We start from the raw sequence: 26,426 nt of genomic DNA on the forward strand, positions 1-26,426 counted from the left end.
CGGGTGTCCCTCGTGGTCGTGGTCGCCCAGGTTGCCCGGTCCGTTGTACTGCGACCCGACGAAGTCGATCGTGTAGCGACCCGAGGCCAGGCGCTGCCACAACCCGATCCGGTAGCCGCCGGGCACCTGCGTGCCCTCGGTGATCGAGTCGCCCAGCGGCATCACCCGCACCCCGCCGTTCGACTCCGCGACGGCGACCCCCGGGCTCGTCAGCGTGCCCGCCACCGCCAAGCTCACGGCCAGCAGCGCCGCGGCCGACAGGCGTCTCCACGTACGGGCGGTCGCCGCCGCCGCGTGTCCGCCGAGCATGTTGCGAGAGATGAACGCGGCGCCGACCAGGCGCAGAAGGGATGCGATCTTCATGAATGCTCCTGGGATAGTGCGGGAAGGACGACGATCAAGCGGGTTGTTAGCGCTAACATTTTGCTTTACGGGACTGTCCTCTCTCGGTGTTGATGTAGGTGGTGGTGCGGCGGAGCAAATACGACGGCCGACCCCGCGTCAAGGCTCCCGGTCGGCCCGGGCCGGTCTCCCCGGGCTGTCGATGCGCCTCATCTGCCGCGACGAGGGCGGGCCCGATCACCACGAGCGGCCAGATGTGAAAATTTCACGACATCGACGGGTGGTTGTGCGCCGGCAGCGCCGATCTGCCGGGGGTGAGGAAACGTCATCCGAGAATGCCCAGCTGGCAGGCCGGAGTCTCGTGAAGGGTCAGGAAAGGATCCGCGTCCGGCCGGGGCATGTTTCGTGTGGCGGGCGCGGGCCGGCGTCCGGCCGTCAGGAACGGCGGCCGCGCGCGCGGGCGGGTCCGGTCGTGCCTCGCAGGGAGATGGGCGGCGCGACCAGGAGATGGCCGTGGGGGGTGGCGGGGTCGGCGATCAGCCGGATGAGCATGTCGACGGCGCGGGCGCCGAGCTCGTCCGCGGGGACGTCGGCGGCCGTGAGCGGAGGGTGCAGGTTCTCCGCCCAGTCCCGCGCCGCGACGCCGGCGATGGAGAAGTCGCGAGGCACGACCAGGCCCGCCTGGGCAAGCGCGTGATACATCCCGGGAGTGGCGGCCTCGTTGATGGTGGCGATCGCGGTCAGATCGGGATGCTCGCCGAGGAGCCGCTCGGCGCAGGACACCCCCGACTGGGCGTCGTCGGCGCAGCAGGTCTGCACGCCGTCGAGACCGCGCTCGGCCATCGCGCGGGCGAAACCGGCCTGCGCGCGGTGGCCGGGGCCGTATCCGGCCGCCACCAGCTCCTCGGAGCGGTTGACCAGGGCGATGCGGCGATGACCCAGGTCGGCAAGGTGGTGGACGCAGTTGGCGATCAGCTTCTCGTAGTCGATGTCCACCCAGGACATCTCCTCGGGCCGGCTGGTGCGGCCGATGCCGACGAAGGGCAGCCCGGCCTGCCGCAGGCGGGTCACCCGGTCGTCCTCCAGCCGTATCTCCATGACGATGACCCCGTCCACGCGTCTGCCGCCGACCACGCGCTCGAACGACCGGTCGTGCTCGCCCCCGGAGGGTGACAGCAGGACGTCCAGGTCGGCGTGGGCGGCGGCGTCGACGACGCTGGCCACGAACCCGAGCTGCATGTCGGTCAGGCGGCGGCTGGCGGGCGGGATGACCAGGCCGATGGTGTGGGTCCTGCCCTCCTTGAGCGCCTTTGCCGCGGCGTTGGGCCGGTAGCCCAGCTCATCGATGACCGCCTGGATGCGCCGGCGCGTCTCCTCCGACACCGGGCGCTTGCCGCTGAGGGCGTACGAGACGGTGCTGCGCGCCACACCCGACCGCTTGGCGATCTCCCCGATGTTCACCGGCGCTCCTCACCTCGTCCGACCGACATGCACATCGTAAGTCGAATCGAGCGCACGGATCGACGACCATGGCTCAGATCACGGTCCGCGCGACCTCGGTGACGTGCGCGATCCGTTCATTCGCGGTCCTCCGAATCGGTTCGATCCCATGGGGAAGACGATCAGTTCCGGGTCCACTTCTGACTGGTCGTGCCGGTGCAGGACCACAGTTGCACCTTGGTGCCGTTCGCGGTGCCGAAGTTGCTCGCCTCCAGGCACAGGCCGGACTGCACGCCGGTGATGGTGCCGTCGGCGTTGACGTTCCACTGCTGGTTGGCCTGACCGTTGCAGTCCCAGATGATCGCCCTGGTGCCGTTCGCGGTTCCGGCGCCCTCGGCGTCCAGGCACCTGGTGCCGTACACCTGCAGTTGCCGGGAGGAGGTGTACGTCCACTGCTGGTTGGTCTGGCCGTTGCAGTCCCACAGGTTGAGCTGGGTGCCGCTCGTCTGCGACAGGTTCGGCACGTCGAGGCAGCGGCCGGCGTTGACGTTGCGGAACGCCGACGTCGATCCCCCGCCGGTTGAGGGCGGCAGGAGTGTGATGGTGAAGGTGTCGTCGATGGCGGTGTGCGGAAGGTTGACGGTGGTGCCGTTGCCGGACAGGGTCACCACGGTGTCCTGGACGGTGACCGGTCCCTGGACCGCGCCGCCGCCGTTGTAGGGGATGCGCTCGACGAGAACGCGGGCCTGGTTGTTCTGCACGATGCCGCCGGTGGTGTCCAGGCGCCGCAGGTTGACGGTGATGGTGCCGGTGGTGCGTCCGCCGCCGACGAGGACCTTGGCGTTCCCGCTCGCCTTGGTGGCGAAGGCGTCGTAGTTGGAGCTCGGGGTGACGGCGGCGATCTGCCCGGTCTGGGAGCCGTAGAAGCGGTAGACCCACCACTCGCCCTTGGGCTGGTATTGGCCGGAGGAGTTGTGGACGAGGAGGTTGCCCAGGTCGTTGTGCAGGTTGTTCCCGCCCGCCCAGTTGGCGCGCAGTCCGTCGGCCCCGGCGCGCTCCAGCCGGGCGATGTACCAGGCGCCGTCGGCCGGGTTCTGCTCGTTGGAGGCGCCGTACTCGTTGATCTGGTACGGGCGAGGATGGGCGATGCCGCGGGAGTTCAGCGTGGTGTCGGCCGTCGCGACGTTGGTGACCGGGTCCCCGGGCAGGGAGTGCCAGCTGACGATGTCGGGAACGACGTTGTTGGCCTTGACGTAGTCGAGGTACTGCGTCCACCAGCCGCTGGTGGACGGCACGCCCGCGAGGCTGGGGCCCACGATCAGGTGGGAGGGGAACGCGGCACGGATGCGCTGGTAGGCGCGTTTCCACATCTCGAAATACTGCGACTGCGGACGGTTCCAGAACAGGGTGATGTTGGGCTCGTTCCACAGGTCCCACTGGACCGGGGCGCCGGTCGCCCGTACGTCGTCGATCAGGCGGGTCAGGAAGTTGTCGTAGTCGGTCCAGTCGCCGTTGTCGCCGGGGAAGCGGGAGATCGGGTAGCCGTCGGCTCCCCATAGGTCGTGCACGAGCAGGACGAACTCCCCGCCGAGCGACCGCGTGCGCAGCAACTGGGCGCGGGTGGCGTTCCACCTGCGGTCGTACTTGCCCGACACCCAGCCGCCGGGGCTGTCGAGCTGGGCGCCTCCGGCGCGCATGTACCGGAACTTCACATCGGTGAAGTAGTTGTCCGGAGGGTTGGCCGCGTTCTCGCTCATGCCGTAGATCCACCCCGACGCCCGGTACGTCGGGGATCCGCCCGCGACCGAGAAATCGACGGTGATGGACTCGTCGGCGGCCTGAGCCGGTGCGGCGGTCGCGAGGACGGATGCGGCGACGAGTGCCGCGGCGGAGAACAGGGCGGCCAGGCCGCGGCGGCCGCGCCGCCGACGTGAGGTGCTGTTCACTCGTGACTCCTTCGACGGGGGGTGGGGAACACGCCGTCCGGCGGTCGGGGTGAAGCGAAGGGTGGTCTCAACGCAGGCGACGATGTCGAATCGATTCGCAATGAGCGTAAATTCACGTGGGAAGGCATGTCAATTGCGTGTATCGCAGACATGAACGGGATATGTCCTGCGACCGGTCCTGGCGAGGTTCCTGTCGCCGAGGCGCGAAACCCCCAGTTCAGCGGCGTGTTTCGAATCGGTTCGCCGGTTGGGTTCCCGTTCAGGACAGGAGATCAGAGTCCTGGAGTGTGGGCCGGGGGCGGTTCGAGGTGCTCACCGGATCAGTGCAGACATATCCACTCCAGACGGGCAAAAGATCGCGCTATCGGACGGATCGCAATAACGCGTCTCAGGTGACCAGGCCCCGGCGGTAGGCGTAGACCACGGCCTGCACGCGGTCGCGCAGGCCGAGCTTGGTGAGGATGCGCGACACGTACGTCTTGACGGTCTCCTGGCTGATGACCAGCGTCGCGGCGATCTCGCTGTTGGACAGGCCGTCGGCGATGAGGCGCAGCACCTCCAGCTCGCGCGGGGTCAGCGCGACGTCGTCCGATGTGCCCTCGGCCGGACGGATCCGCGCCGCGTATCTGCCGACGAGCTGCCGCGTCACCTCCGGCGCCAGCAGCGCGGCGCCCGTCGCGACGGTGCGGATGCCGTGCAGGAGCTGCGCCGGCGGGGCGTCCTTGAGCAGGAACCCGCTCGCTCCCGCCCGCAGCGCCTCGTACACGTACTCGTCCAGGTTGAACGTCGTCACCACGAGCACCTTGATGGGATTCTCCACGCCCGCGCCGGCCAGCAGGCGGGTCGCCTCGATGCCGTCGAGCACCGGCATGCGCACGTCCATCACCACGATGTCGGGGTTCAGCCGCCGGGCGAGGTCGACCGCGGTGCGGCCGTCCCCGCACTCGCCCACCACTTCGAGGTCGGGCTGCGCGTCGATGATCGTCGCGAACCCGGTGCGGATCAGCGCCTGGTCGTCGCAGACCAGGACCCGGACCGGCGCGGTCATGACGGGCTCCCCGCGGGGATGCGGGCCCGTACGACGAAGCCGCCGCCCGCCTGCCGGTCGGCGCTGAACTCGCCGCCCAGAGCGTCGACCCGCTCGCGGAGCCCGGCGAGACCGCGCCCGCTCCCACCGGGGGCGCCGGTCCGCGAGCCGGAGCCGTCGGTGCCGACCTCCACGTAAATCTCCTTCTCGCCGTAGCGCACCCGGACCTCGGTGCGGCTGCCATGGGCGTATTTGAGGGCGTTGGTCAGGGATTCCTGCACGACCCTATAGGCGACGAATTCGGCGCTGCCGGTGGATTCGGCCGGTTCGCCCTCCTCGGTGAACTCCACTGGCTGCCCGGCCCGGCGGGTCTGCTCCACCAGCGTGCGGAGCTCGCCGACGGACGGCAACCTGACGTCGCTGTCGTGGTCGGGGTTGAGCAGGTCGAGCAGGCGCCGCAGGTCGGAGATGGCTCGCCGGCCGGTGTCGGTGACGGCGGTGAGGGCCGCGTCGAGACGCTCGGGCGCGGCGGTCAGATAGCGTGCCGCCTCGGCCTGTACGACCATCGCCGTCACGTGATGGGTCACGACGTCGTGGAGCTCGCGGGCGATGCGGGTGCGTTCGGCGGCGCGGGTGGCCTCGGCGACGCGGAGGCGGGCCTCGGCCTCGGCGGCCCGGGCGGAGCGCAGCCAGGCCCCGGCCCCCCATGCGAGGACCAGCGCCAGGAAGAACGTCACATAGCCGTCCAGTTGCTCGGGCGAGCCGCTCCGGTCGAGCGCGACCGCCAGCGGCACGTACGCCGCGGAGAGCAGGGCCATGATGACGCGCCGGTGACGTTCCAGATGGAGGCCCGAGCTGATGAGCGCGATGGGCAGCGCGGTGCCCCCCGCCGTGTGGTACGCGAGGAGCTGGTCGAGGGCGAAGCCCAGCGACACCAGGAGGAGACAGACGGCCGGCCACCGCCGGCGGACGGCCAGCGGCAGGCACTCCAGGGCGATCACGAGGGCGGCCGCCGCGTCCAGGGGGCGGGTCGGCAGGTCGCCGAGCTGTGTCCCGTAGTTGCGCACCGCCGGCATAAGTGACGTGGCGGCCAGGAACAGCGCCAACGAGGAATCCCGGACCGTGACGTCGAACCGCATCCACAGATCCGGGACCCGCCGGAAATCGATCACTGGGAGAGCGTAGCGGCCGCGGCGGCCCGGGCGTGCCGCCGGAGGGGGACCAGGTTGCCGCGACGACGGGCCAGCCACAGGAAGACGATCGTCAGCAGCGCGCCGAACACGACCGCGTACGGGCTCGCCTCCGGCCCGAAGTCGCCGCCGGTGAGCAGTGCCGGGCCCGACGTCACGCTGTTCAGCAGCCCGTGCGTCGCACCGTTGCCGGAGACCTCGGCGCTGAAGATGCCGGCCTCGGCGAAGTTCCAGCCGAAGTGCACGCCGATCGGCAGCCACAGGGTGCGGGTGGCGGCGTAGGCGGCGGCGAGCATGCCGCCGGACTCGACGGCGATGGCGATCGCGCCCCACAGACTGGCGTGTTCGTTGCCCAGGTGCATCAGGCCGAACACCAGCCCGGACAGCCCGAGCGCGATCCACGTGCCGGTCCGTTCCTCGACGATCCGGAACAGGACGCCGCGGAAGAGCAGCTCCTCCGTCACGGCGGCGGCGGCCATGAAGCCGAGCAGCCCGATCGCGCCCGTCACCGAGCCGAGGCCGTCGATCCGGAAGTACCCCAGGAAGGCGAGGTTCACGATCACGGCCGCGAACATTCCGGCCCCGATCAGCAGCCCCCGGCCGACCGCGGGGACGGCGCCTTTCCCGGCCACCTCAACGGGCGTGCGGCGCTCGGACCACCGCACGACCCGGGCGTACACGACCACCGCGAGGACGGCTGTCCCGAGACCGAGGACCAGGGTGACGAACGCGTTTCCCTGCACCGCGCCCACGAGCGCGCCGCCGGCGAAGGCGACCACCGCGACGGCCACGAGCTGCTTCAACAGTCGCATGACGACTCCTTCGGAGATTCCGCGGCCGGGGCGCCGCGGCTACGACGAGAACGCTAAAGATCCGGCGGCCGGGAGTCGTCACCGCGCGGTGGACATTCGCCGGTAGCTCGCACGGGGGACAACCAGGCCCGAGATCGCCCCCGGAGCCTGCGAGCCGTCAGCGCGATAACCGCTTGCGCTCCGCGCCGGCGTACGGAAACCTTGGGGTCCAAGGAAAAATCTAGGGCTCCTAGGAACATTTCGGAAGGGCGGCATACGCATGGTGCGGGCCGGGTTGACGGCGGATCGGGTGACGCTCGCCGGTGCCGAGCTGGCGGACGAGGTCGGGCTCGACCACGTGACCATGTCGGCGGTGGCGCGGCGACTCGGGGTGAAGGACGCCAGCCTCTACGCGCACGTCCGCAGCCTTGAGGACCTGCGCGGGCGGATCGCGCTGCTGGCGGCGGACGAGAAGACCATCCGCATCGCGGAGGCGACCGCCGGGCGGGCCGGGAAGGACGCGCTGGTGGCGTACGCCAACGCCTGGCGGCAGTACGCGCACGACCACCCGGGCCGATACACGGCGACGCAGATCCCGATACAGATCGACCCCGAGCTCGCCGCGAAGGCGGCCGGCCCGCGGCGCGCCGTCGAGCTGACCTACAGCATGCTGCGCGGCTACGCGCTGGAGGAGCCCGACCTGACCGACGCGGTCCGGCTGATGCGCAGCACGCTGCACGGCTTCACCAGCCTGGAGGCCGCGGGCGGGTTCGCGCACGCGCGCCCGGCGGAGGACACCTGGGTCCGCTGCCTCGACGCCCTGCACACCCTCCTGGAGCGCTGGCCCACGCGCGACGAAGGAGATCCGGCATGACCGGCCCCGCCATCGGCCACCTGCACGTGGACGGCGCCACCCTGCACTACGAGGTGCGCGGAGCGGGGCCGCTCCTGCTGCTGATCCCCGGAGGCACGGGCGGAGCGGCCTCCTTCGACGGCGTCGCCGACGCCCTGGCCGCCGATTACACGGTCGCGTCCTACGACCCGCGCGGTCTGTCCCGCAGCCCGCTGGACGACCCGGAGGCCGAGCAGCGGGTCGAGCGGCACGCCGACGACGCGCTTCGGCTGCTGGAGCTGCTGTCTCCGGACGCGCCCGCCCGCGTGGCCGCCTGCAGCTCGGGCGCCATCGTCGCGCTGCACCTGCTCACCACCCATCCCGAGCGGATCGAACGCGTCGTGGCCCACGAGCCGCCGGTGGTGGAGGTGCTGCCGGACGCCGCCGACCACCGCGCGCTGCTCGCCCGCGTCCAGGACACGTTCCGCCGGGAAGGGCTGATGCCCGCGGCGGCCGTCTTCGCGGCCGGTCTGAGACGGCCCGGCGCCGAGCCCGTACAGGCAGGGGCGGCCACCGAGCCCGCCGACGCCGGGGCGGCGACCGAGCTTCCCCCGCAGGCGGCGGCACGGGCGCAGCGGACGATGGCCGACATGCCCTACTTCCTCGGACGCATCGTGCCGAGCTTCATGGCGTACCGGCCGGACGTGGACCGCCTGGAGGCCCTGTCGGACCGGCTCGTGCTCGCCGCGGGGGCGGACTCGCGGGGCGAACTGCCCTACCGCCCCGCCGCCTTCCTCGCCGAGCGGTTCGGCCTGGACCTCGTCCACTTCCCCGGCGGGCACACCGGGCTCAGCACGCACCCCGCCGAGTTCGGCGAGCTGCTCCGCACGGTGCTGACCACCTGATCCGGCTCGCGGAGACGTCAGGCGTGGCTGATCATCACGTGCTTGACGCGCGTGTAGGCGTCGAGGCCGTATCGGGACAGGTCCTTGCCGGTGCCCGAGTGCTTGAAGCCGCCGTGCGGCATCTCGGGGATGATCACCTGGTGGCAGTTGACCCAGACCGCGCCGAAGTCCAGCGCGGCGGAAAGGCGCATGGCCCGCCCGGTGTCCCTGGTCCACACGCTGGAGGCGAGCGCGTACTCGACCCCGTTCGCCAGGGCGACGGCCTCGTCCTCGTCCTCGAACGGCTGCACGGTCACGACCGGGCCGAAGATCTCCTGCTGCACGATCTCGTCGTCCTGCCGTACGTCGGCGACGACGGTCGGCGGGAAGAAGTAGCCGGGACGGCCGAGCCGGGCGCCGCCGGCGACCACCCGGGCGTGCGCGGGCAGCCGGTCGAGGAACCCGGCGACCCGCTCGGCCTGGGCGGCGTTGTTGGACGGGCCGAGAAACGCGCCCTCGTCGGGGGCACCGACGGCGAGGGCCCGCGCCGCCTCGGCGAGCGCCTCGACGAACCCGTCATACGCGCGCCGCTCGACGAGCACGCGGGTGACGGCCGTGCAGTCCTGGCCCGTGTTGAAGAACGCCGCCTCGGCGACGCCGCGTGCGGTCGCCTCGAGATCGGTGTCGGCGAAGACCAGCGCGGGGGCCTTGCCGCCCAGCTCCAGGTGGACGTCCTTGAGGTCGCTCGCCGCGGCCGCCATCACCTCGGCGCCGGCCCGGGTCGAGCCGGTGATCGCCACCATCTCCACGCCGGGGTGCGCGACCATGGTGCGGCCGGTGTCCCGGTCGCCGCACACGACGTTGACCACGCCGGGCGGCAGCACCCGGGCGCACAGCTCGCCCAGCAGCACGGTCGAGCCGGGCGTCGTGTCGGACGGCTTCAGCACCAGCGTGTTGCCCGCCGCCAGCGCCGGGCCGATCTTCCAGGCCGCCATCATCAGCGGGTAGTTCCACGGCGTCACCTGGGCGACGACGCCGATCGGCTCACGGCGTACGAACGAGGTGTGCCCCTCGGCGTACTCGGCGGCGCCGAGGCCCTCCAGCACCCGCGCCGCGCCGGCGAAATAGCGGACGGTGTCGATCGCCCCGCCCACGTCGACCCGCAGCGCGGTGCCGCGCGGCTTGCCGGTCGCCCGCACCTCGGCCTCGGCCAGCGCCTCCCTGTTGTCCGCCATCAGATCGGCCAGCTCAAGAAGCAGCCGCTGACGCTCGGCCGGGGTGGTCCGCCGCCAGGTGCGCGCGGCCTCGGCGGCGGCCGTGACCGCGTGGTCCACGTCCGCGCCGCCCGAGCGGGCCGCCCGGGCGTACACCTTCTCGGTGGAGGGGTCGACCAGCTCCATCCACTCGCCGGAGGCCGGGTCGCGGGCCTCCCCGGCGATCACATTGCGATACGTGTCCACGACGGTCTCCTCCCAGGTCATACGGTCACGGAGGCGCGGGTGAGCGCGGTGCGATAACGGGCGGCGGCGGAGGCCATGCCCACCAGCACGACCCCGACCAGCTCGCCGTCGCGGTGGTAGCCGACGACGACCTCGCCGTCGAGGTCGCCCTCCAGCACCCGGATGTCGTCCTCCCCCAAAACGGGCGCTCCGAACGACTGGAGGCGCAGGTCGTACTGGTCGCTCCAGAACGTCGGCAGCGGGGCGAACGGCCCGGCGGGCGGGTCGCCGAGGCCGAGATCGGCCAGCAGCGTGACCGCCGCGTGCTTTGCCGTGTCGGTGGGGATGCTCCAGTGCTCGACCCGGCGCGGCACGCCGTCATAGCGGGGGTTGGGGAAGCGGGCCACGTCGCCCACCGCCACCACCCCCGGCCGTGCCTCGACGCGCAGCGCCTCGTCGCACAGCACGCCGTCGGACAGGTCGAGCCCGTTGCCCTCCAGCCACCCGGTGTTGGCGGCCGAGCCCACCGCCTCGACGACGACGTCGGCGTCGAGGCTGGTGCCGTCGGACAGCTCGGCTCCGGTCACCCGGCCGGAGCCCAGGAAGGCCCTGACCGTACGGCCGAGCAGGAACGCGACGCCGCGCGCCTCGTGGCGGCGGCGCAGGGCCGCGCCCAGCTCGGCCCCGAGCGGGCGGCGCATCGGCGCGTCCTCCGGCGCGACGACGGTGACCGACGCGCCGAGCGTGCGGGCGGTGGCCGCGACCTCGCACCCGATGAACCCGGCGCCGATCACCAGCACCCGCACGCCGGGGCCGAGCTCGGCGCGCAGCGCGCGGGCGTCCTCCAGCGTGCGCACGACATGGCGGCCCGCCGCCGGTCCGGGGACGGGAAGCCGCCGGGGCCGCATGCCGGTGGCGACGACCAGCCCGTCGTAGGCCAGCTCGGTGCCGTCGGCCAGCCGTACGGCACGGGCGGCGAGGTCGGCGGAGACGACCGGCACGCCGAGCCGCCAGGTCACGTCGGCGACCGCCGGGCGGAGCCGGAACGCCAGCGCCTCGTGGGTCACCTCCGAGGCCAGCGCCTCCTTCGACAGCGGGGGCCGGTTGTACGGCAGGTGCGGCTCGTCGCCGACCGCCACGATCTCACCCGCGAACCCGGCGGCCCGCAGCCGCTCGGCCGCCCGCAGGCCGCCCATCGAGGCGCCCGCGATCACGATGCGCTGCCCCACGGTGGTCAGCCCTCGATCGTGATGGCCTGCAGCGGGCACACGTCGGCGGCCTCCTCGACGGCGTCGCGCAGCGACTCGTCGGGCTCGGCCTCGTAGACCAGCCGGCCGTTCTCGTTGATCTGGAAGACCTCGGGGGCGGAGAAGACGCACTGCCCGTGGTCCTTGCAGACGTCCATGTCGACGATGACCTTCATCGGTTGAAACTCCTTCTCAACGCTTCGGGGGACGGATGCCGCGGAACTCCCAGTCGCCGCCGAAGGCGGTCGAGATGACCTCCTCCGATTCGGTCGGCTGCGCGCCGCAGTCGTCGCGGATCGGGACCGGGCCGTTGACGATGTGGTTGGTGAGCCTGCCGAGGCCCTCGACCTCCACCTCGACCACGTCGCCCGGCTGCACCGGGCGGGAGTTGGCCGGGGTGCCGGACAGCAGCACGTCGCCGGGGTAGAGGGTGATCGTGCGGGCGATGTCGGCGACGAGGTAGTGCATGTCCCACTCCATCTCGTCGGTGGAGCCGTCCTGCACGACCTTGCCGTTCACGTACGTGCGCAGCCGCTTGCCGTGGAAGTCCCAGTCGGTGACCAGGCCGGGGCCGAGCGGGCAGAGCGTGTCGGAGCCCTTGACCCGCAGCATCGAGCCCGCGTCGGTGTCGCGGAAGTCGTGCAGGCCGTAGTCGTTGCCGATCGTGTAACCGGCGATGTAGTCGCCCGCCTCGCCGGGGGAGATGTTGCGGGCGGTACGGCCGATGACGATCGCCACCTCGCCCTCGTAGTTGAGGTACTCGCACCGCTCGGGCCGTACGATCGCGCCCTTGTGCGCGTTGAGCGCCGAGGTCGGCTTGTGGAAGTACGTCGGGGCGGGCGGCAGCGAGGTCATGAACTCCTCGACCCTGCTGCGGTGGTTCAGATGGACCGCGATGATCTTCGACGGCACGCACGGCGGCAGGTGGACGGCGTCGTCGACGCCCACCGTGCGGCCGTCCGCGCCGACCAGCTCGTCACCCTCCCTGCGCACCTGTACGGCCGCGCCGTCGAGCAGAATCCTGCGATATTCGGCCATCAGCGGGCGCTTTCGAGGCGGAACGGATAGGGGTAGGGGTCGTTGGAGGCGTCCGTGGCCCGCGGCCGGGGGAAGCCGCCCTCGGGCCGGTCGAACCAGATGTGCACCTGGCCGGTGCCGGTGGCGTTCTCATACTCGCTGTAGAGCCGGCCGGGGGCGGTCAGGTCGTGCTCGCCGAGCGCGCCCGCCATCATCAGGTAGTGGCCGAACCGCGCCTCGGGCTTGAAGCGGTAGAACTCGTCCATCGTGTCGAGCACGCGCCCGTGGTCGCCGGCGAGCATCCACGCGATGCGCTCCTCGTCGGCCGCCCGCGCCTCCGGCCTGCGGATGTGCACCGGGTCGCTCGCCTCGTGGGCGCGCAGCTGGCGCAGCGGCCAGAACTCGTGCGACAGGGCCCCCGACGCGATCAGCAGCACCTTGCGGTCGCTCGCCGCGATCGCGTCGCCGACCGCACGGCCGAGCCGCAGGTTGTCCTCGGTCTCCGCGGTCTGGCACATGCCGATGGAGATCCACCGCTTGCCCTCGACCCCGAGGTATTTCCACAGGTTGACGGTCGCGTAGAAGATCGGCAGGTGATGGTCGTCGATCGCGGTGATCCAGGTCGCGTGCTTTTCCTGGTACGACGCGATCAGCCGGGCCAGCTCCGGGTCGCCGGGGAAGTCGTACGGAATGCGGCACATGCCGCGCGGCAGTTCCTCGGAGGTGAACAGCCCCGAGCGGCGGTCCTGCGCGGTGACCACGAACTCGACCGTCGTCGCCCAGTGGGAGTCGAAGACGATCACGGTGTCGTAGTCGAGGGTCTCGAAGACCTCCTCCCGCAGGCGGCGCAGCCCGGGGACGATGCTGATCTCCTTGCCCTCGTTGAGCTCCTTGCGGACCTCGAGCGGCAGCATGATCGTGGGGGCGTGCGCGAGCATGCCCGCGCCGACGACCTCACCCATTCCAGCCTCCCGGTGCGAAGACGGTGTTCTTGACGTCGCAGTAGAAGTCGAAGCTCCAGTCGCCGCCCTCCCGGCCGACGCCCGACTGGCGGGAGCCGCCGAAGGGCGCGCGGAGGTCGCGGACGAAGAAGCAGTTGACCCAGACGGTGCCGGCGACCAGGCGCCCGGTCACCCGCTCGGCCCGCTCGGGCGAGCCGGTGGCGAGCGTGGCGGCCAGCCCGAACCTGGTGGAGTTGGCCATCTCGACGGCCTCGTCCTCGGTGCGGAACGTCTGGAGCGTGAGGACCGGCCCGAAGACCTCCTCGTTGACGATCTCGCTGTCGGGGGCTACGTCCGTGAAGAGCGTGGGCCGGTAGTACAGGCCGCCGAGGTCGGTGTTGGGCCCGCCGCCGATCACCGGGACGGCCCCGGCCTCGATCGCCCGCCGTACGAACCCGTCGACGCGCGCGAAGTGCTCGGCGTGGATCTGCGGGCCGATGTCGGTGGCCAGGTCGCGCGGGTCGCCCTGGCGCAGCGCGCTCGCCTTGGCGACGAACCGCTCGGTGAACTCGGCCGCGATCTCCTCCTGGACCAGCAGCCGTGTGCCGGCCAGGCAGACCTGGCCCGCGTTGTCGTACTGCTCGACGGCGAGGTCGACGGCGAGGTCGAGGTCGGCGTCGGCGAACACGATCAGCGGCGACTTGCCGCCGAGCTCCAGCGACAGCGGCGTGAGGTTGGCCGCCGCGGCGGCGGCGATGTGCCGGGCGGTCGGCACCGAGCCGGTGAAGCTGATGCGCCGCACCCGGGGGTCGGCGACCAGCGGCGCGCCGGCCTCCTCGCCGTAGCCCTGCACGACGTTGAACACGCCGTCGGGCAGTCCGGCCTCGGCGGTGATGTCGGCCAGCAGCGACGCGGTCAGCGGCGACCACTCGGCCGGCTTCAGCACGACCGTGTTCCCGGCGGCGAGCGCGGGCGCGATCTTCCAGGTGGCCAGCATGAGCGGCGCGTTCCACGGGGTGATCAGCGCGCAGACCCCGGCCGGGTCCCAGGAGACGTGGTTGCGGTGTCCCCGGGTGTCGAAGTCGTCGTGGCCGAGCTTCAGCAGCCAGTCGGCGAAGAATCGGAAGTTGTGCGCCACCCGGGGCATCACGCCGCGCAGGTGCGAGCGCAGCAGCGCGCCGTTGTCCGTCGTCTCGACGATCGCGAGCCGCTCCAGGCGCTTTTCGACGCCGTCGGCGATCGCGTGCAGCAGCGCCGCCCGCTCCTCGCGGCTCGTGCGCGCCCAGGCGGGAAACGCCTTCTCCGCGGCGGTCACGGCGGCCTCGGCCTCGGCCGCGCCACCCCGCGCCACCCGCGCGATCACCTGGCCGTCGATGGGCGACACGTCGTCGAACACGGCGGCGGAGCCGACCCGTTCACCGCCGATCCAGTGGCCCTCGTGGACAGTGACATCCCCGACAGTCGCCATCCGCTCCTCCAAGTCGTTTGGTACCAAACAACTTAGAGTCGTGGCTGCTCAGGAGTCAATACAAACGCTATCGTTTGGAGGCAAACAAGTCTCGAGGAGAGATGGCATGGCCAGGCCGATCATCGCGATCCCGTCCCGATTCGCCGCCACCACATCGGCGCTGCGCTACGCGGCCGTGGTCACGGCCAGGGCGCTCGCCGACGCCGTCTACCGCGCCGGAGGAGAGCCGTTCCTCATGCACCCGGTGGACGCGGGCGAGGCCGCCGCCCGGCTGGCCGTGGCCGACGGCCTGCTGCTGCCCGGCGGCGGCGACATCGCGCCCTCGGCGTACGGCGAGGGCCTGGCGCACGACGCGGTCTACGACGTGGACGCCGAGCAGGACGACTTCGACTTCGCGGCGGCCCGGCACGCGCTGGCCACCGGCCTGCCCACGCTCGCGATCTGCCGGGGGCTCCAGGTGGTCAACGTCGCGCTCGGCGGCCGGTTGCACCAGCACATGGAGCCCGACCACCGGCACGTCGTGCACCCGGTGCGGGTGCGGCCCGGCTCGCTGCTCGCCGAGGTGACCGGCGCGGAGAAGGTCGAGGCGTCCTGCTACCACCACCAGTGCGCGTCGTCCCTGGGGGACGGCCTGACGGCCGCCGCGTACGCCGAGGACGGCACGGTCGAGGCCGCCGAGCTGACCGAGCCGCGGGGATGGTTCCTCGGCGTGCAGTGGCACCCGGAGGACACCGCCGCGACCGACCCCGTCAACCAGCGCGTCTTCGGCGCACTGGTCGAGGCCGCCGCGGTTCGCCGCTGAGGGGCCGGGTCCTCAGGTCGCGCGGCGGCGGCCGCCGCGGCGGGGCGGCATGGGGGTGTCCCTGTGCAGGCTCTCCCGCCGCTCCTCGCCCTTCTCCTCGAGGTGGGTGACGATGCGGCGGAGCGTGTTCGCCAGGGTCAGCGCCTCCTCACGGCTCAGGTCCTCGACGACGAACGCCTCCTCGGCGTTGAACGCCGGGAAGAGCTTCTCCATCAAGGCGATCCCGTCGGGCCTGAGCCGCAGCAGGGCGAGGCGGCCGTCGTCGGGATGCTGCCGGCGTTCGATCAGGCCGCGCCCCTCAAGGGTCTTGATGATGCCGGTCAGCGTCCCCTTGGAGATCCCCGCCTCGGCCGCCGTGTGCCGGGTCTCGATCTCCTCCCAGATCCACACCACCCACAGCACCACGAAGGCGCTCCAGGTGAGGTCGGCCGCGCGCAGCGCGGAGTTCTCCAGGTGCTGCCGGACGGCGGTGGCCGCCCGGTAGAGGTTGGAGACCGCGGCGAGCGCCTCGCGATTGACCGGGATCGATCCGAGCCGGCGGTTGACCGCCTCTTCGGTGGCGGACAGCGAGTAGTGCGCGGGCACGTCCCGGCTCCCTTCCAGGGTCCAACTCTTGCGTCAGCTTCATTTGTACACGTACGATCCCGCGAAAACCCGCAGGTCGTTCGGGTTCAAACGATCTTTGCGGAGTGAGTGACCGGGTCGCGGGTCACCTCACCCGTCCTCTCACCGAGAGAAGGTTTCCATGGCAGATGAGGCCATCGCCACCGGAAGAATCACCGCTTGGAGCGGAACCGGCACGCACGAACTCTCCCGCCGCCGCATCGGCGTGCCGGACATCGTCTTCTTCGTGGTCGCCGCGTCGTCCCCGCTGACCGTCGCGGCCGGCGGGCTCCCGATGAGCTACGCGACGTCGGGCGTGCTCGGCGTCCCCGTCATCTACCTCGTCCTCTCCGCCGTCCTCGCCACGTTCTCCGCGGGGTACGCGGCGATGAGCCGGCACATCTCCAACGCCGGCGCGTTCTACTCCTACATCGCGCGGGGCCTCGGGCGGGTGCCGGGGGTCGGCGCGTCGTTCGTGGCCCTCGTGGCGTACAACGCGATGCAGGTCGGACTGTACGGCCTGTTCGGCTTCGCGGCCTCCGGCCTGATCTCCTCCGAGCTGGGGGTGGACATCCCCTGGTGGGTGACCTCGCTCGTGGCGCTCGCCCTCATCGCCTTCCTCGGTTATCGCCGCATCGACCTGAACGCCAAGGTCCTCGCCGTCCTGCTGGTCTGCGAGAGCCTCACCGTGCTCACCTTCGACATCTCCCAGGTGTCCTCGGCCCCGGCCGGGCTGTCCGCCGAGCCGTTCACCTGGGGGGCGCTGACCACGGGCGCCGTCGGGGCCGGGTTCTGCTGGGTGATGGCGTCGTTCATGGGCTTCGAGTCCGGCGCGATCTACAGCGAGGAGTGCCGCGACCCCCGCCGCACGGTCAGCCGCGCCACCTACATCGCGGTCGCCGTGATCGGCGTCTTCTACGCGTTCACCGCCTGGGCGATGGCGATGGGCACCGGGGCCGGCAACATCATCGACGCCGCCGGAAAGCACGGCCCCGACCTCGTCTTCGTCCTCGGCGGCGACACGCTGGGGCCGGCCTTCGCCACGCTGACCCTGACGTTCATGGTCACCGCCCTGTTCGCCGCCCTGCTGTCGTTCCACAACGCGGTCGCCCGCTACTTCTTCGCGCTCGGCCGCGAGGGCGTGCTGCCCAAGGCGCTCGGCCTGGCCCACCCCCGGCACGGCTCGCCGCACCTGGGATCGCTGACCCAGACGGTCATCGCCGCGCTGGTCGTGATCGGGTTCGGCTTGTCCGGCGGCGACCCGACCAACACGCTGTTCAACTGGTTCACCAACCTCGGCGCGCTCGGCGTCATCCTGCTCCTGGTGGTCACCTCGGTCGCCGTCCTCGGCTTCTTCCGGCGCGAGCGGCGCGGCGAGAGCGCCTGGAGCCGGGTCGTGGCGCCCGCGCTGTCCGGGGCCGCGCTGGCGGTCGTGCTCGTGCTCGCCGTGGTCAACTTCGACGCGCTGCTCGGCACCCCGCCCGACTCGGTGCTGAACTGGCTGATCCCCGGCCTCGTGCTGATCGCCGGGCTCGTCGGCCTCGCGTACGGCGTCTATCTGAAGGCCGGCCGCCCGCGCACCTACGCCCGGATCGGCCACGGCGCGGACGCCGTACGGGAAGGCTGACGGCGGCCAAGCCGCACCCGGACGGACGAGGACCGCCCGCACCGATCGCGGTGCGGGCGGTCCTGCCGTATGGGGCCTGCTGCGGGAATCTTCGGACGTCTCAGAGCAGGGCGCCGGAGGTGCCGGTCTCCAGCACGGTGCCGCCGTTCCAGCTCACCCCGACCTGGCGGTAGTAGCCGCCGACGACCTCATCGACCGTGAGATCGGCCAACTCTTCGGTGGGGGCGTCGAACAGGTCGATCTCGGCGTCGCCGGCCCACGCCTGGCCGCCCTCGAACGACGCGCCCGAGGTGGCGATCAGCTCGTCCAGGGCCAGGCCCTTGCCCGGCTCGATCGACGGCAGCCAGCGGTGATGGGCCATGGGGTGGCCGTTGACGAACCCGTTGGTCTCGCTCGGCTCGCGCAGCCGTACGACCGCCTGGGCGATCCTGCGGTCCGCGGCGGCCAGCGTGGCCCCGAAGACCCCGCCTGCGCCGATCCTCGGCGCGGCCAGGCCGTACGGATGCGGGCGGGTCATGTGGATCGAGCCGAGCTTCTTGGGGTAGCCCTGGTGGATGCCGCGGGCGACGGCGAAGTCCTTGTCCACCCAGATGTAGACGCAGCGGGAGTAGGTCGTGCCGCGGTAGGAGCAGCGGACGACGACGAAGCACTCCTTGTACTGCGCCCGCACGGGGTCGAGCAGCTCCTCGCGGCTCTGCGAGCACGACTGCCAGTCGGCCCAGATCACCGCCACCGCGCCGGGGTCCTCCTCGGCGAGGCCGAGCGGCTCGGGCAGCAGCGCGGCCACCTTCGCGGGGTCCGTGCGGTATTCCACCGTGAGCAGGTCGCCGGAGTAGTACCAGGGCGGCCCGGGGATCAGCGAGGACCGCCCGGTCGCCGTCTTGGGCGTGTAGAAACCGCGCACCGTCGCCACTGCGCCTCCTTGTCGTCAATCATTTGGACCCATACGATAGGCGCTGAGCTGGGCATTGTCACCATCTTCTGGCGCATATGTTTCGTGGGCGAGGGTCTTGTGGCCGCGAGGCCCGGGGCGTATTGTTTGCCCCCAAACGATCTGAGGTAAGCCCTCGCGAAGGATTGAGGAGGCCCAGTGGCAGGAGGCGCAGTGGCAGGAGGCGGGGCGCATATGGAACCGGTGGCGGAGACCGTCCGGCGCCTCACCGACCAGGGCATAGACGTCGTCAGGATCGGCTATCCCGACTTCATCGGCACCGAGCGCGGCAAGGACGTGCTGGTCGAGCGGCTTCCCGACGTCGTGGAGCACGGCATCGCCTTCTGCCGCGCGGTCTACTACACCTCTCCGCAGGGCGACGTGGTGCCCGTGCCCGGCGGTCTCGACCAGGGCCTGCCGGACGTCTCCATCCGTCCTGACCTGTCCACGCTCGTCCCGCTGCCGTGGGAGCCGGGAGTCGCGGCCTGTCTCGGCGACACCGTCGACCCGGCCACCGACGCCCCCTTCCCCGAGGCGCCGCGCGAGGTGGTCCGCGCCGCCGCGGCCCGGCTCGGTGAGCTGGGCCTCACCGGAGTGGTCGGTCCCGAGCTGGAGTATTTCCTGCTCGAACCCGACGGAGCCGGCTGGAAGCGCTACGACGACGCCCCGGGCAACGTGTACGTCGCCGGCACCAAGGGCGACCGGAGCTCGCACATCCTGCGTACGCTGCGGACGCTGCGCCCGATGGACCTCGGCGTCACGATGGGCAACCACGAGTTCGCCAGCGGGCAGTTCGAGATCAACCTGCACCACAGCGAGGCCGTCGGCGCGGCCGACCGGGCCTTCCGCTTCAAGACGGCCATCAAGGAGCTGGCCCGCCGCGACGGACTGCTGGCCACGTTCATGGCCAAGCCCTTCAACGACGAGGGCGGCTCCGGATTCCACGTCCACCTGTCGTGCGCCGACGCCGAGGGCCACAACGTCTTCGCCGACCCGGCGGGGCCGTACGGGCTGTCGGAGACGGCCAGGCACGCGATCGGCGGAGTGCTCGCACACGCGCCCGCGCTGGCGGCCCTGCTCAACCCGACCGTGAACTCCTACAAGCGCTTCGGCCCCGACACGCTCGCCCCCTGGCTGATCGACTGGGGGCTGGACAACCGCAGCGCGATGGTCCGCGTGCCGCCGGAGCGCGGCGCGGCCAGCCGGTTCGAGGTACGGCTCGGCGACTCGTCGGCCAACCCCTACCTCGGCATCGCGGGACTGCTCGCCGCGGCCTACCTCGGCATCCGCGACCGGGTCGAGCCGCCCGCGCCGCTGGAGGGCTACGGCTACGACACGAGCAAGGCCCCGCTGCTGCCCTCCTCGCTGTCCGAGGCGCTCGACGCGCTCGCCGCCGACGACGCGTTCGCCGAGGTGCTCGGCAAGGAGTTCTCCACCGCCTACCTCACGTACAAGCGCAACGAGGTCGAACGGTTCACCCAGTTCATCACCGACTGGGAGTTCCGTGAGTACGCCTACCACCTGTAACCCCGTTTTCCCCTGAAGGAGAGCCGATGCGCCCGGACGACGTCGACCTGGCGAACCTTGACAACTTCCTCGACGGTGAGACGCCCTGGCGCATGTTCGATGTGCTGCGTGCCGAGGCGCCGATCCACTGGCAGGACGAGGGCGAGCACGGGAGCGGCTTCTGGTCCCTGACCCGGCACGAGGACATCGTGCGGGCCGACCGCGACGCCGAGACGTTCACCTCCACCAAGTTCGTGAACCTGGAGGAGGTGGACGACCGGCAGGCCGACATCCGCCGCTCCATCCTGGAGACCGACGGCCCCCGGCACCTGTCCCTGCGCCGCCTGCTCCAGCGCGACTTCACCCCCCGGGCCGTGGCCGGATACGAGGTGTTCCTGCGCGGGCTGACCGCCAAGACGCTGGACGCCGCCCTGGCCAAGGGCACGTTCGACTTCGTGAAGGAGGTCTCCGCCGACTTCCCGATCAACGTGCTGGCCCGGATGCTCGACGTGCCCGAGGGGGACACCCAGCAGCTCATCGACTGGGGCAACCGGATCATCGGCAACACCGACCCCGACTACGCCGACGTCCTGCTGCACAGCGAGGAGAGCGAGAAGTATCGCGACCTGCCGTTCCGCAGCCCGGCGTCCCTGGAGGTCTTCGAGTACGGCCGCGAGCTGGCCCGGCAGCGCCGCGGCGGCGACGGCACCGACCTGGTCAGCCGGCTGGTCAACCAGACCCCCTCGGACGGCGAGCCGCTGACCGCCCGCGACTTCGACAACTACTTCCTGCTGCTCGTCGTGGCCGGCAACGAGACCACGCGCCACGCCATCACGCACACCATGAAGGCCCTCATCGAGAACCCCGCGCAGCTCGCCAAGCTGCGCGACAACCCCGGCCTCATGCCGGCGGCGGTCGAGGAGTTCCTGCGCTGGGCCTCCCCGGTCTACCACTTCCGCCGTACGGCGACGAAGGACGTGGAGATCCACGGCCAGAAGATCGCGGCGGGGGACAAGGTCGTCATGTGGTTCGCCTCGGGCAACCGCGACGAGCGGGTCTTCGCCGACCCCTATGCGTTCGACGTGACGCGCGAGAACAACGACCACATCACCTTCGGCAAGGGCAGCCCGCACTTCTGCCTGGGCAACTCCCTCGCCCGGCTGGAGATCCGGATCATGTTCGAGGAGCTGCTGCCGCGCCTGGCCGACATCAGGCTCGCGGGCGACGTTCGCCGTGTCCGGTCCAACTTCGTCAACGGCATCAAGGAACTCCCGGTCACGGTCACCCTGGCCTGACCCACGCCGGACGGCCCACAGCGGGGCCGGCGGGCTCTCACCGCCCCGCCGGCCCCGCTGTGCTCCTCTGCGCCGTACGGTTACCGGATCTCGTGATCGGCATCGAGGACCATCGGGATCTCCGCCGTGTCTTCCAGAGACGTGTCGTTCACGTCCCGGGGATCGCCGTCGGCCCGGGCGTCACCTCGATGGCCCGGGCGGTCCGGGGTCTGCGCCCGTTCGTCCCGCGGGCGCCGGGACCGGCCTGCCTGTTGGTCCTTCCGCATGAAGACACCTCCAGGGTGATGGGAGTGAGGGCCTGCGTGCCCTCGCATGGTTGCGTACCCGCTGTCCGGTATCGCCCTGGTCACCGATCGGCATGAGCAGCCCGAGACGTGCGGAATCCCAGCAGGGCAAGCAGTCCCGTCATGACCACGCCGACGGCCGCCAGGCCCACGCGGTCGGCCGCCGTGTCGGTGTTGGAGATCAGGCCGAACGCGGTGTGCGCGATCAGGGCGCCGGAGGCCAGGGCGAGGCTGTGCCGGTCCGTCCACCGGCCGCCGGCCGTCCAGCGGCGCAGGAGCCACGCGACGACGACCGCCAGCACGGCCGCCGCCGACATAGGAACGATCACCCATCCGCCGTGGGTGAAGGCGGGCCGGGTCGCGCCGCCGAACGGGAACAGCGAGGCCAGAAATGCGAAGACGGCCACGGCGCCGAACACCCCGGCCGCCGCGGGCGAGGGCGGGCCGATCGGGGACATGGCCTGGCGGAGCCTCGGCCGCAGCCCCACCACCGTCAGCAGGACCACGGCGGCCGCGCAGCCCGCGAGGATCGCCGGCGGCGCCTCGTAGCCGGGGTCGATGGCCGTCACCACCGTCACCCGCAGCAGCAGCGCGCCGAGGACGAAGACCGCCCCGGCCACCCAGGTGCCGAGCCTGCCCAGGTAGGGCCGGTCACGCAGCGACGGGACGATCAGATCGGTCAGCAGGATCGGGATCGCGGCGCTGAACACCGCGTGATAGGGGATCTGCAGCTCGGCGTAGGCGCTGTTCAGGCCCAGGATCCGGGGGGCCCACCCGGCGGCGCCGTAGATCGTGGGGCTGCTCAGCGCCTGCAGCGCCAGGCCCTCCTCGACGATGCCGTACGCGGCCCCGAGCAGCAGCACCCCCGTCCAGCCCGTCCCGGCCCGCCGTACGAGCTCGCGCACCAGGACGACGCCCGCGCCGTAAATCGGGATCCACAGCAGCAGGAGCCAGGCCATGCGCAGCGGCGGGTTGCCGAGGGTGAACTCGGCCACGAGCGGTGTGATCACCGCGAGGAGCAGTGCGGCCAGCCGGCCGCGCGTCCTGTTCACCTTGTTCGCTTTGTTCGCTTTGTTCGCCGTCATGCGCCCAGCGTGTTGCGCACCCACCGCGCACGTCTGCCGCCCCGGGGCCTGGCCGTGGCAACCCAGGTGACAACCCGGAGTCGACTTTGGTTGCTGCCGCCGGCGGGCCCGCCGTCATTACGCTGGGCGTTCGTGACGGCAGACGTACGGCCGGGTCCGGCCACGACGCGGCGGGACCGGGCCATCCGGGTGGGGGGCGTCGCCTGCGCGCTGGCCGCGGCGGCGGTCGTCGTGCACGGCGACCTCGGCGCCGCCTCCGGCTGGTGGCTCGCCGTGGACGTGGCAGGCGGTGCGGTGGCGTGCGGGGCGTTGTGGCTGGCGCGCCGGTGGCCGGCCACCATGGCGCTCGTGGCCGTGGCACTGGCCGTGCCCGCGGCCTCGGCGTCGGTCGCGGCCGGCATCGCCACGCTCATGACCGCTCTGTATCGCCGCTCGGCCGTCGCGATCGCGGTGGGTGCGGCGTGGGTGGCCGCGACGCTGGCCCGGTTCTGGCTGCGGCCGCCCGGGCTGGCGCCCTACCCGGTGTGGGCGCTGGTCGCGGTGTTGTTCGGGGTGGCGCTGACCGGATGGGGGATGCTGGCGCGTGCCCGCCGTCAACTGGTGCTGTCGCTGGAGGAGCGGGTCCGCAGGGCCGAGGAGGAGCAGCGGCGACGCGTCGAGCAGGCCCGCCACGCCGAACGCCTGGCCATCGCCCGCGAGATGCACGACGTGCTGGCGCACCGGCTGTCGCTGCTGGCCCTGCACGCCGGGGCGCTGCAGTTCAACGCGCGGGCCGACCCCGAGGAGGTCGTCGAGGCGGCCGCGGTGGTGCGCTCCAGCGCACATCAGGCGTTGCAGGAGCTGCGCCAGGTCATCTCGGTGCTCCGCGAGGCGCCCGTCCTGGCCGAGCTGGACCTGCACGCACTGGTCGAGGAGGTACGGCAGGCGGGCATGGAGGTGGAGATGCGCGACGGCGGCGTACGCCTGCCCGGCCTGCCGGGCCAGACGGCGCGGGCGGCCTACCGGATCGTCCAGGAAGGGCTCACCAACGCCAGGAAGCACGCGCCGGGCAGGCCCGTCACCGTCCGCCTCGACGGCGGGCCGGAGCAGGGGCTCGCCATCGAGGTGCGCAACCCCGTGGTGCACGCTCCCCGGGGTGAGGGCGCCGGCCTGGCGGGGATGCGGGAGCGGGCCGAGCTGGCGGGCGGCCGGGTGGAGCAGGCCGGGATGGACAACGGCGAGTTCCGCCTGGCGGTCTGGCTACCATGGCCGGTGTGAGCGCCGTACGCGTGCTGGTCGTGGACGACGACCCGCTCGTCAGGGCGGGTCTGACACTGATGCTGAAGGGCGCCGACGAGCTCGTCGTGGTGGGCGGAGTGGCCGACGGCGCCGAGGTCGCGGCCGCGGTCGACGCGTACGCGCCCGACGTGGTGCTCATGGACATCCGCATGCCGGGCCTGAACGGGATCGACGCCACCCGGCTGCTGCGGCGGCGGTCCGACCCGCCCCACGTCATCATGCTGACCACGTTCGACGCCGACGAGCACGTCTTCGGCGCGCTGCGCGCCGGGGCCAGCGGGTTCCTGCTCAAGGACACCCCGCCGGAGGGCATCGTGGACGCGGTGCTCCGCGTCGCGGCGGGGGAGCCGATCCTGTCGCCCGGCGTGACCCGGCGCCTGATCGCCCACCTGGCGCCCGAGGCGGAGGACCGCCGCCGCGACGACGCGCGCAGGCTGCTGTCCCGGCTCAGCGACCGCGAGCGTGAGGTCGCCGCCGCGGTCGGCCGGGGCGCGTCGAACGCGGACATCGCGGCCGAGCTTCACATGAGCGTCGGCACGGTCAAGAGCTACATCTCCCGCATCCTCACGAAGACCGGCCTGGACAACCGCGTCCAGCTCGCCCTCATCGCCCACGACAACCCCCTCTAGGTCCATGCGGCGTGTGTTCACGCGGCGGGCCGCCGGTTCAGGCCGGACAGCTGCCAGGCCAGCCGCGTACGGACGGTGGGGATGCGGCCGGCCACGGCGAGGACGAGGTTGCGCAGCACGCGGCGGCCCGCGGCGGCGGTGGCGAGCTTGGTGAGCCGCCCGGCGAGGGCGACCACCTGCTCGGCGTGGGGGAGCCGGGTGGCGGCATAGGAGTCGAGGAGGCCGTCCGGACCGCCGTCGAGCACCCGGGCCAGCGTCTCGCCCAGGTGTACGGCATCGTCGATGCCCAGGTTCATGCCCTGGCCGCCGGCGGGCGAGTGCACGTGGGCGGCGTCGCCGGCCAGCAGGATGCGGCCCCGGCGGTAGGTGTCGGCGATGCGGTGGTGGACCCTGAAGCGCGAGCTCCAGATCAGCTCCTGCACCCGCGCGGGCTCGGCCTCGGGTCCGCGGGTGTCGAGCAGGTGCTGGACGAGGGGGATGCCGGGCTCCCTGGGCGCCTCGTCCACGGTGGCGACGATGCGGTGCAGGCCGCCGGGCAGCGGGGCGGCCACGACCAGACCGGCGGGCGAGAAGTACAGGACGACCTCGTCGTCGGGCACCCCGCCGGACAGCCGGACGTCGGCCAGCACGAACGACTCGGCGTACGTGCCGCCGCTGAAGCCGATCCCCGCGCTCTGGCGGACGGTGCTGTTCATGCCGTCGGCGCCGATCAGATAGGCGGCGTGGATGACCTGCCCGTCGTCCAGGGTGGCGGTGACGCCGTCGGCGTCCTGCTCGATGCCGCTCACCCGGGCGGGCCTGATCACCTTGCCGCCGAGCTCGTGCAGACGGGCCAGCAGGTGGGCCTCGGTGTCGGCCTGGGAGATCATCAGGGTGTAGGGGTAGGCGGTCGGCAGGCCGTCGAAGGGCACCGGCAGCAGCACCCGGTCGCGGTCGCGGATGGTGAAGACCGGCGCGTGGATGCCGTGCGCGGCCAGCCGGTCCGCCACGCCGTACGGCTCCAGGACTTCCAGCGTGCGGGAGTGCACGACGGCGGCGCGGGAGGTGTTGGCGCCGCCCTCCTGCGCGTCCACGATCACGACGTTCCGGCCATGCTGGGTCAGGACGATCGCGGCGGTCAGCCCGACGGGTCCGGCTCCGACGATGAGCACCTCGGCGTTCATGGCGTCTCCTTGGTCAACGGTTGTTGGCATGACCGTAAGCCCGCTGCGCGTAGGAAGTCAACACATGTTGGCCTACAATCGTTGACATGAGACGATCCTCCGCCGAGACCAAGGCCGTGATCCTGGCCGCGGCCCGCGAACGCTTCGCCGCCGACGGCTACGACAAGGCCACCATCAGGGCCATCGCCGCCGACGCGCGGATCGACCCGGCCATGGTGATGCGTTATTTCGGCACCAAGGAGAAGCTGTTCGCGGCCGCGGCCGAATTCGACCTTGAGCTGCCGGAGTTGCCCGCGGACCAGGCCGGTGTCGGCCTGGTGCGCCACTTCCTGCGTAAGTGGGAGGCCGACGAAGGCCTGCAGGTTCTCCTGCGTACCGGCGTGACGAACGAGGCCGCCGCCGAGCGCATGCGGACGATTCTCGGTGGCCAGGTCATGCCGCTCGTGGTCAGCCTGACCGGCGATCCGGAACGCGCCCCCCTGCGGGCCTCCCTGGTCGCCTCACAACTGCTGGGCTTGGCCCTGTCCCGCTACATCCTGAAATTTCCGCCGATGGTGGCGGCCGCAGAGGAGGAGCTCGTCGCCTGGCTGAGTCCCACCATCCAGCGTTATCTCACCGAGTGAGGCCGTGCTCTCACCGAGTGAGGCTGTGCTGCGGAG

The 26,426-nt window shown here is 71.7% G+C and carries 24 protein-coding genes and 1 pseudogene; 9 read left to right on the plus strand and 16 right to left on the minus strand.

All coding sequences use genetic code 11. The annotated features are described in order from the left end of the window. The 6 genes and pseudogenes from HCK04_RS37955 to HCK04_RS37980 all read right to left on the minus strand — a co-directional run. Positions 1 to 363, minus strand: a pseudogene (locus tag HCK04_RS37955) (hypothetical protein); the annotation flags it as partial. 414 nt (positions 364 to 777) lie between these two features. Next, a complete protein-coding gene (locus HCK04_RS37960; protein WP_142652308.1) occupies positions 778 to 1,803 on the minus strand; it encodes a LacI family DNA-binding transcriptional regulator in 1,026 nt (341 codons plus the stop codon). A 161-nt stretch (positions 1,804 to 1,964) separates the two neighbouring features. Continuing rightward, positions 1,965 to 3,728: a ricin-type beta-trefoil lectin domain protein gene (locus HCK04_RS37965; protein ID WP_142652310.1), complete on the minus strand. Its 1,764-nt coding sequence runs from the start codon at positions 3,726 to 3,728 to the stop codon at positions 1,965 to 1,967. 388 nt (positions 3,729 to 4,116) lie between these two features. Beyond that, on the minus strand, positions 4,117 to 4,776 hold the full coding sequence (locus tag HCK04_RS37970) for a response regulator transcription factor (protein WP_142652312.1): 660 nt from the start codon (positions 4,774 to 4,776) through the stop codon (positions 4,117 to 4,119). After that, positions 4,773 to 5,927, minus strand: coding sequence for a histidine kinase (locus HCK04_RS37975; protein WP_142652314.1), 1,155 nt, complete (start codon positions 5,925 to 5,927; stop codon positions 4,773 to 4,775). The genes HCK04_RS37970 and HCK04_RS37975 overlap by 4 nt, the downstream gene beginning before the upstream one ends. Next, positions 5,924 to 6,757: a CPBP family intramembrane glutamic endopeptidase gene (locus HCK04_RS37980; protein WP_142652316.1), complete on the minus strand. Its 834-nt coding sequence runs from the start codon at positions 6,755 to 6,757 to the stop codon at positions 5,924 to 5,926. The genes HCK04_RS37975 and HCK04_RS37980 overlap by 4 nt, the downstream gene beginning before the upstream one ends. A 259-nt stretch (positions 6,758 to 7,016) precedes the next feature. Between HCK04_RS37980 and HCK04_RS37985 the strand changes: the two genes are divergently transcribed. Beyond that, positions 7,017 to 7,610, plus strand: coding sequence for a TetR/AcrR family transcriptional regulator (locus HCK04_RS37985; RefSeq protein ID WP_142652318.1), 594 nt, complete (start codon positions 7,017 to 7,019; stop codon positions 7,608 to 7,610). Next, a complete protein-coding gene (locus HCK04_RS37990; RefSeq protein ID WP_142652320.1) occupies positions 7,607 to 8,473 on the plus strand; it encodes an alpha/beta hydrolase in 867 nt (288 codons plus the stop codon). Before HCK04_RS37985 ends, HCK04_RS37990 begins: the two co-directional genes overlap by 4 nt. A 17-nt stretch (positions 8,474 to 8,490) precedes the next feature. On the opposite strand, the gene HCK04_RS37995 is transcribed toward HCK04_RS37990, so the two are convergent. The 6 genes from HCK04_RS37995 to HCK04_RS38020 are packed head-to-tail and all read right to left on the minus strand — an operon-like array spanning position 8,491 to position 14,564. Then, positions 8,491 to 9,912, minus strand: coding sequence for an aminobutyraldehyde dehydrogenase (locus HCK04_RS37995; RefSeq protein WP_260617549.1), 1,422 nt, complete (start codon positions 9,910 to 9,912; stop codon positions 8,491 to 8,493). A gap of 17 nt (positions 9,913 to 9,929) precedes the next feature. Next, the gene (locus HCK04_RS38000) at positions 9,930 to 11,159 is read right to left on the minus strand and encodes an FAD-dependent oxidoreductase (RefSeq protein ID WP_346776138.1); all 1,230 of its coding nucleotides are present in this window, start codon (positions 11,157 to 11,159) and stop codon (positions 9,930 to 9,932) included. Next, the gene (locus HCK04_RS38005; RefSeq protein WP_067173231.1) at positions 11,126 to 11,314 is read right to left on the minus strand and encodes a ferredoxin; all 189 of its coding nucleotides are present in this window, start codon (positions 11,312 to 11,314) and stop codon (positions 11,126 to 11,128) included. The genes HCK04_RS38000 and HCK04_RS38005 overlap by 34 nt, the downstream gene beginning before the upstream one ends. Before the next feature lie 16 nt (positions 11,315 to 11,330). Next, complete coding sequence (locus HCK04_RS38010; RefSeq protein WP_142652324.1) at positions 11,331 to 12,176, minus strand: fumarylacetoacetate hydrolase family protein; 846 nt, start codon at positions 12,174 to 12,176, stop codon at positions 11,331 to 11,333. Then, positions 12,176 to 13,117 carry a catechol 1,2-dioxygenase gene (locus tag HCK04_RS38015; protein ID WP_142652326.1) on the minus strand — a complete coding sequence of 314 codons (942 nt, stop codon included), beginning with the start codon at positions 13,115 to 13,117 and terminating at the stop codon, positions 12,176 to 12,178. The genes HCK04_RS38010 and HCK04_RS38015 overlap by 1 nt, the downstream gene beginning before the upstream one ends. Beyond that, complete coding sequence (locus HCK04_RS38020) at positions 13,110 to 14,564, minus strand: aldehyde dehydrogenase (protein ID WP_142652328.1); 1,455 nt, start codon at positions 14,562 to 14,564, stop codon at positions 13,110 to 13,112. The genes HCK04_RS38015 and HCK04_RS38020 overlap by 8 nt, the downstream gene beginning before the upstream one ends. Before the next feature lie 106 nt (positions 14,565 to 14,670). Between HCK04_RS38020 and HCK04_RS38025 the strand changes: the two genes are divergently transcribed. Beyond that, on the plus strand, positions 14,671 to 15,366 hold the full coding sequence (locus tag HCK04_RS38025) for a gamma-glutamyl-gamma-aminobutyrate hydrolase family protein (protein WP_142652330.1): 696 nt from the start codon (positions 14,671 to 14,673) through the stop codon (positions 15,364 to 15,366). Positions 15,367 to 15,378: 12 nt separating this feature from the next. On the opposite strand, the gene HCK04_RS38030 is transcribed toward HCK04_RS38025, so the two are convergent. Continuing rightward, entirely contained in the window at positions 15,379 to 15,951 is a 573-nt protein-coding gene (locus HCK04_RS38030; protein ID WP_142652332.1) for a MarR family transcriptional regulator, read from the minus strand. A gap of 160 nt (positions 15,952 to 16,111) precedes the next feature. Here HCK04_RS38030 and HCK04_RS38035 point away from each other — a divergent pair, with 160 nt between their 5' ends. After that, positions 16,112 to 17,596, plus strand: a complete 1,485-nt coding sequence (locus HCK04_RS38035; protein WP_142652334.1) for an APC family permease — start codon at positions 16,112 to 16,114, stop codon at positions 17,594 to 17,596. A gap of 100 nt (positions 17,597 to 17,696) precedes the next feature. Here HCK04_RS38035 and HCK04_RS38040 read toward each other — a convergent pair whose 3' ends face one another. Continuing rightward, complete coding sequence (locus HCK04_RS38040) at positions 17,697 to 18,509, minus strand: acetoacetate decarboxylase family protein (protein ID WP_142652336.1); 813 nt, start codon at positions 18,507 to 18,509, stop codon at positions 17,697 to 17,699. Between the two features lie 213 nt (positions 18,510 to 18,722). Between HCK04_RS38040 and HCK04_RS38045 the strand changes: the two genes are divergently transcribed. Next, complete coding sequence (locus tag HCK04_RS38045) at positions 18,723 to 20,054, plus strand: glutamine synthetase family protein (protein WP_142652338.1); 1,332 nt, start codon at positions 18,723 to 18,725, stop codon at positions 20,052 to 20,054. A gap of 26 nt (positions 20,055 to 20,080) precedes the next feature. Further along, the gene (locus HCK04_RS38050; protein WP_142652340.1) at positions 20,081 to 21,328 is read left to right on the plus strand and encodes a cytochrome P450; all 1,248 of its coding nucleotides are present in this window, start codon (positions 20,081 to 20,083) and stop codon (positions 21,326 to 21,328) included. 346 nt (positions 21,329 to 21,674) lie between these two features. Here HCK04_RS38050 and HCK04_RS38055 read toward each other — a convergent pair whose 3' ends face one another. Continuing rightward, positions 21,675 to 22,697, minus strand: coding sequence for a hypothetical protein (locus tag HCK04_RS38055; RefSeq protein ID WP_142652342.1), 1,023 nt, complete (start codon positions 22,695 to 22,697; stop codon positions 21,675 to 21,677). A gap of 132 nt (positions 22,698 to 22,829) precedes the next feature. Here HCK04_RS38055 and HCK04_RS44510 point away from each other — a divergent pair, with 132 nt between their 5' ends. Next, positions 22,830 to 23,954, plus strand: a complete 1,125-nt coding sequence (locus tag HCK04_RS44510; RefSeq protein WP_142652344.1) for a histidine kinase — start codon at positions 22,830 to 22,832, stop codon at positions 23,952 to 23,954. Further along, the gene (locus HCK04_RS38065; protein WP_142652346.1) at positions 23,942 to 24,604 is read left to right on the plus strand and encodes a response regulator transcription factor; all 663 of its coding nucleotides are present in this window, start codon (positions 23,942 to 23,944) and stop codon (positions 24,602 to 24,604) included. Before HCK04_RS44510 ends, HCK04_RS38065 begins: the two co-directional genes overlap by 13 nt. A gap of 17 nt (positions 24,605 to 24,621) precedes the next feature. Here HCK04_RS38065 and HCK04_RS38070 read toward each other — a convergent pair whose 3' ends face one another. Then, positions 24,622 to 25,767: an FAD-dependent oxidoreductase gene (locus tag HCK04_RS38070; protein ID WP_142652348.1), complete on the minus strand. Its 1,146-nt coding sequence runs from the start codon at positions 25,765 to 25,767 to the stop codon at positions 24,622 to 24,624. 86 nt (positions 25,768 to 25,853) lie between these two features. On the opposite strand from HCK04_RS38070, the gene HCK04_RS38075 reads away from it, so the two are divergent. Then, a complete protein-coding gene (locus HCK04_RS38075) occupies positions 25,854 to 26,390 on the plus strand; it encodes a TetR family transcriptional regulator (RefSeq protein WP_142652350.1) in 537 nt (178 codons plus the stop codon). Positions 26,391 to 26,426 lie beyond the last annotated feature (36 nt).

This window comes from Microbispora sp. CL1-1 (genome assembly GCF_012034195.1).
Classification (GTDB): Bacteria; Actinomycetota; Actinomycetes; order Streptosporangiales; family Streptosporangiaceae; genus Microbispora.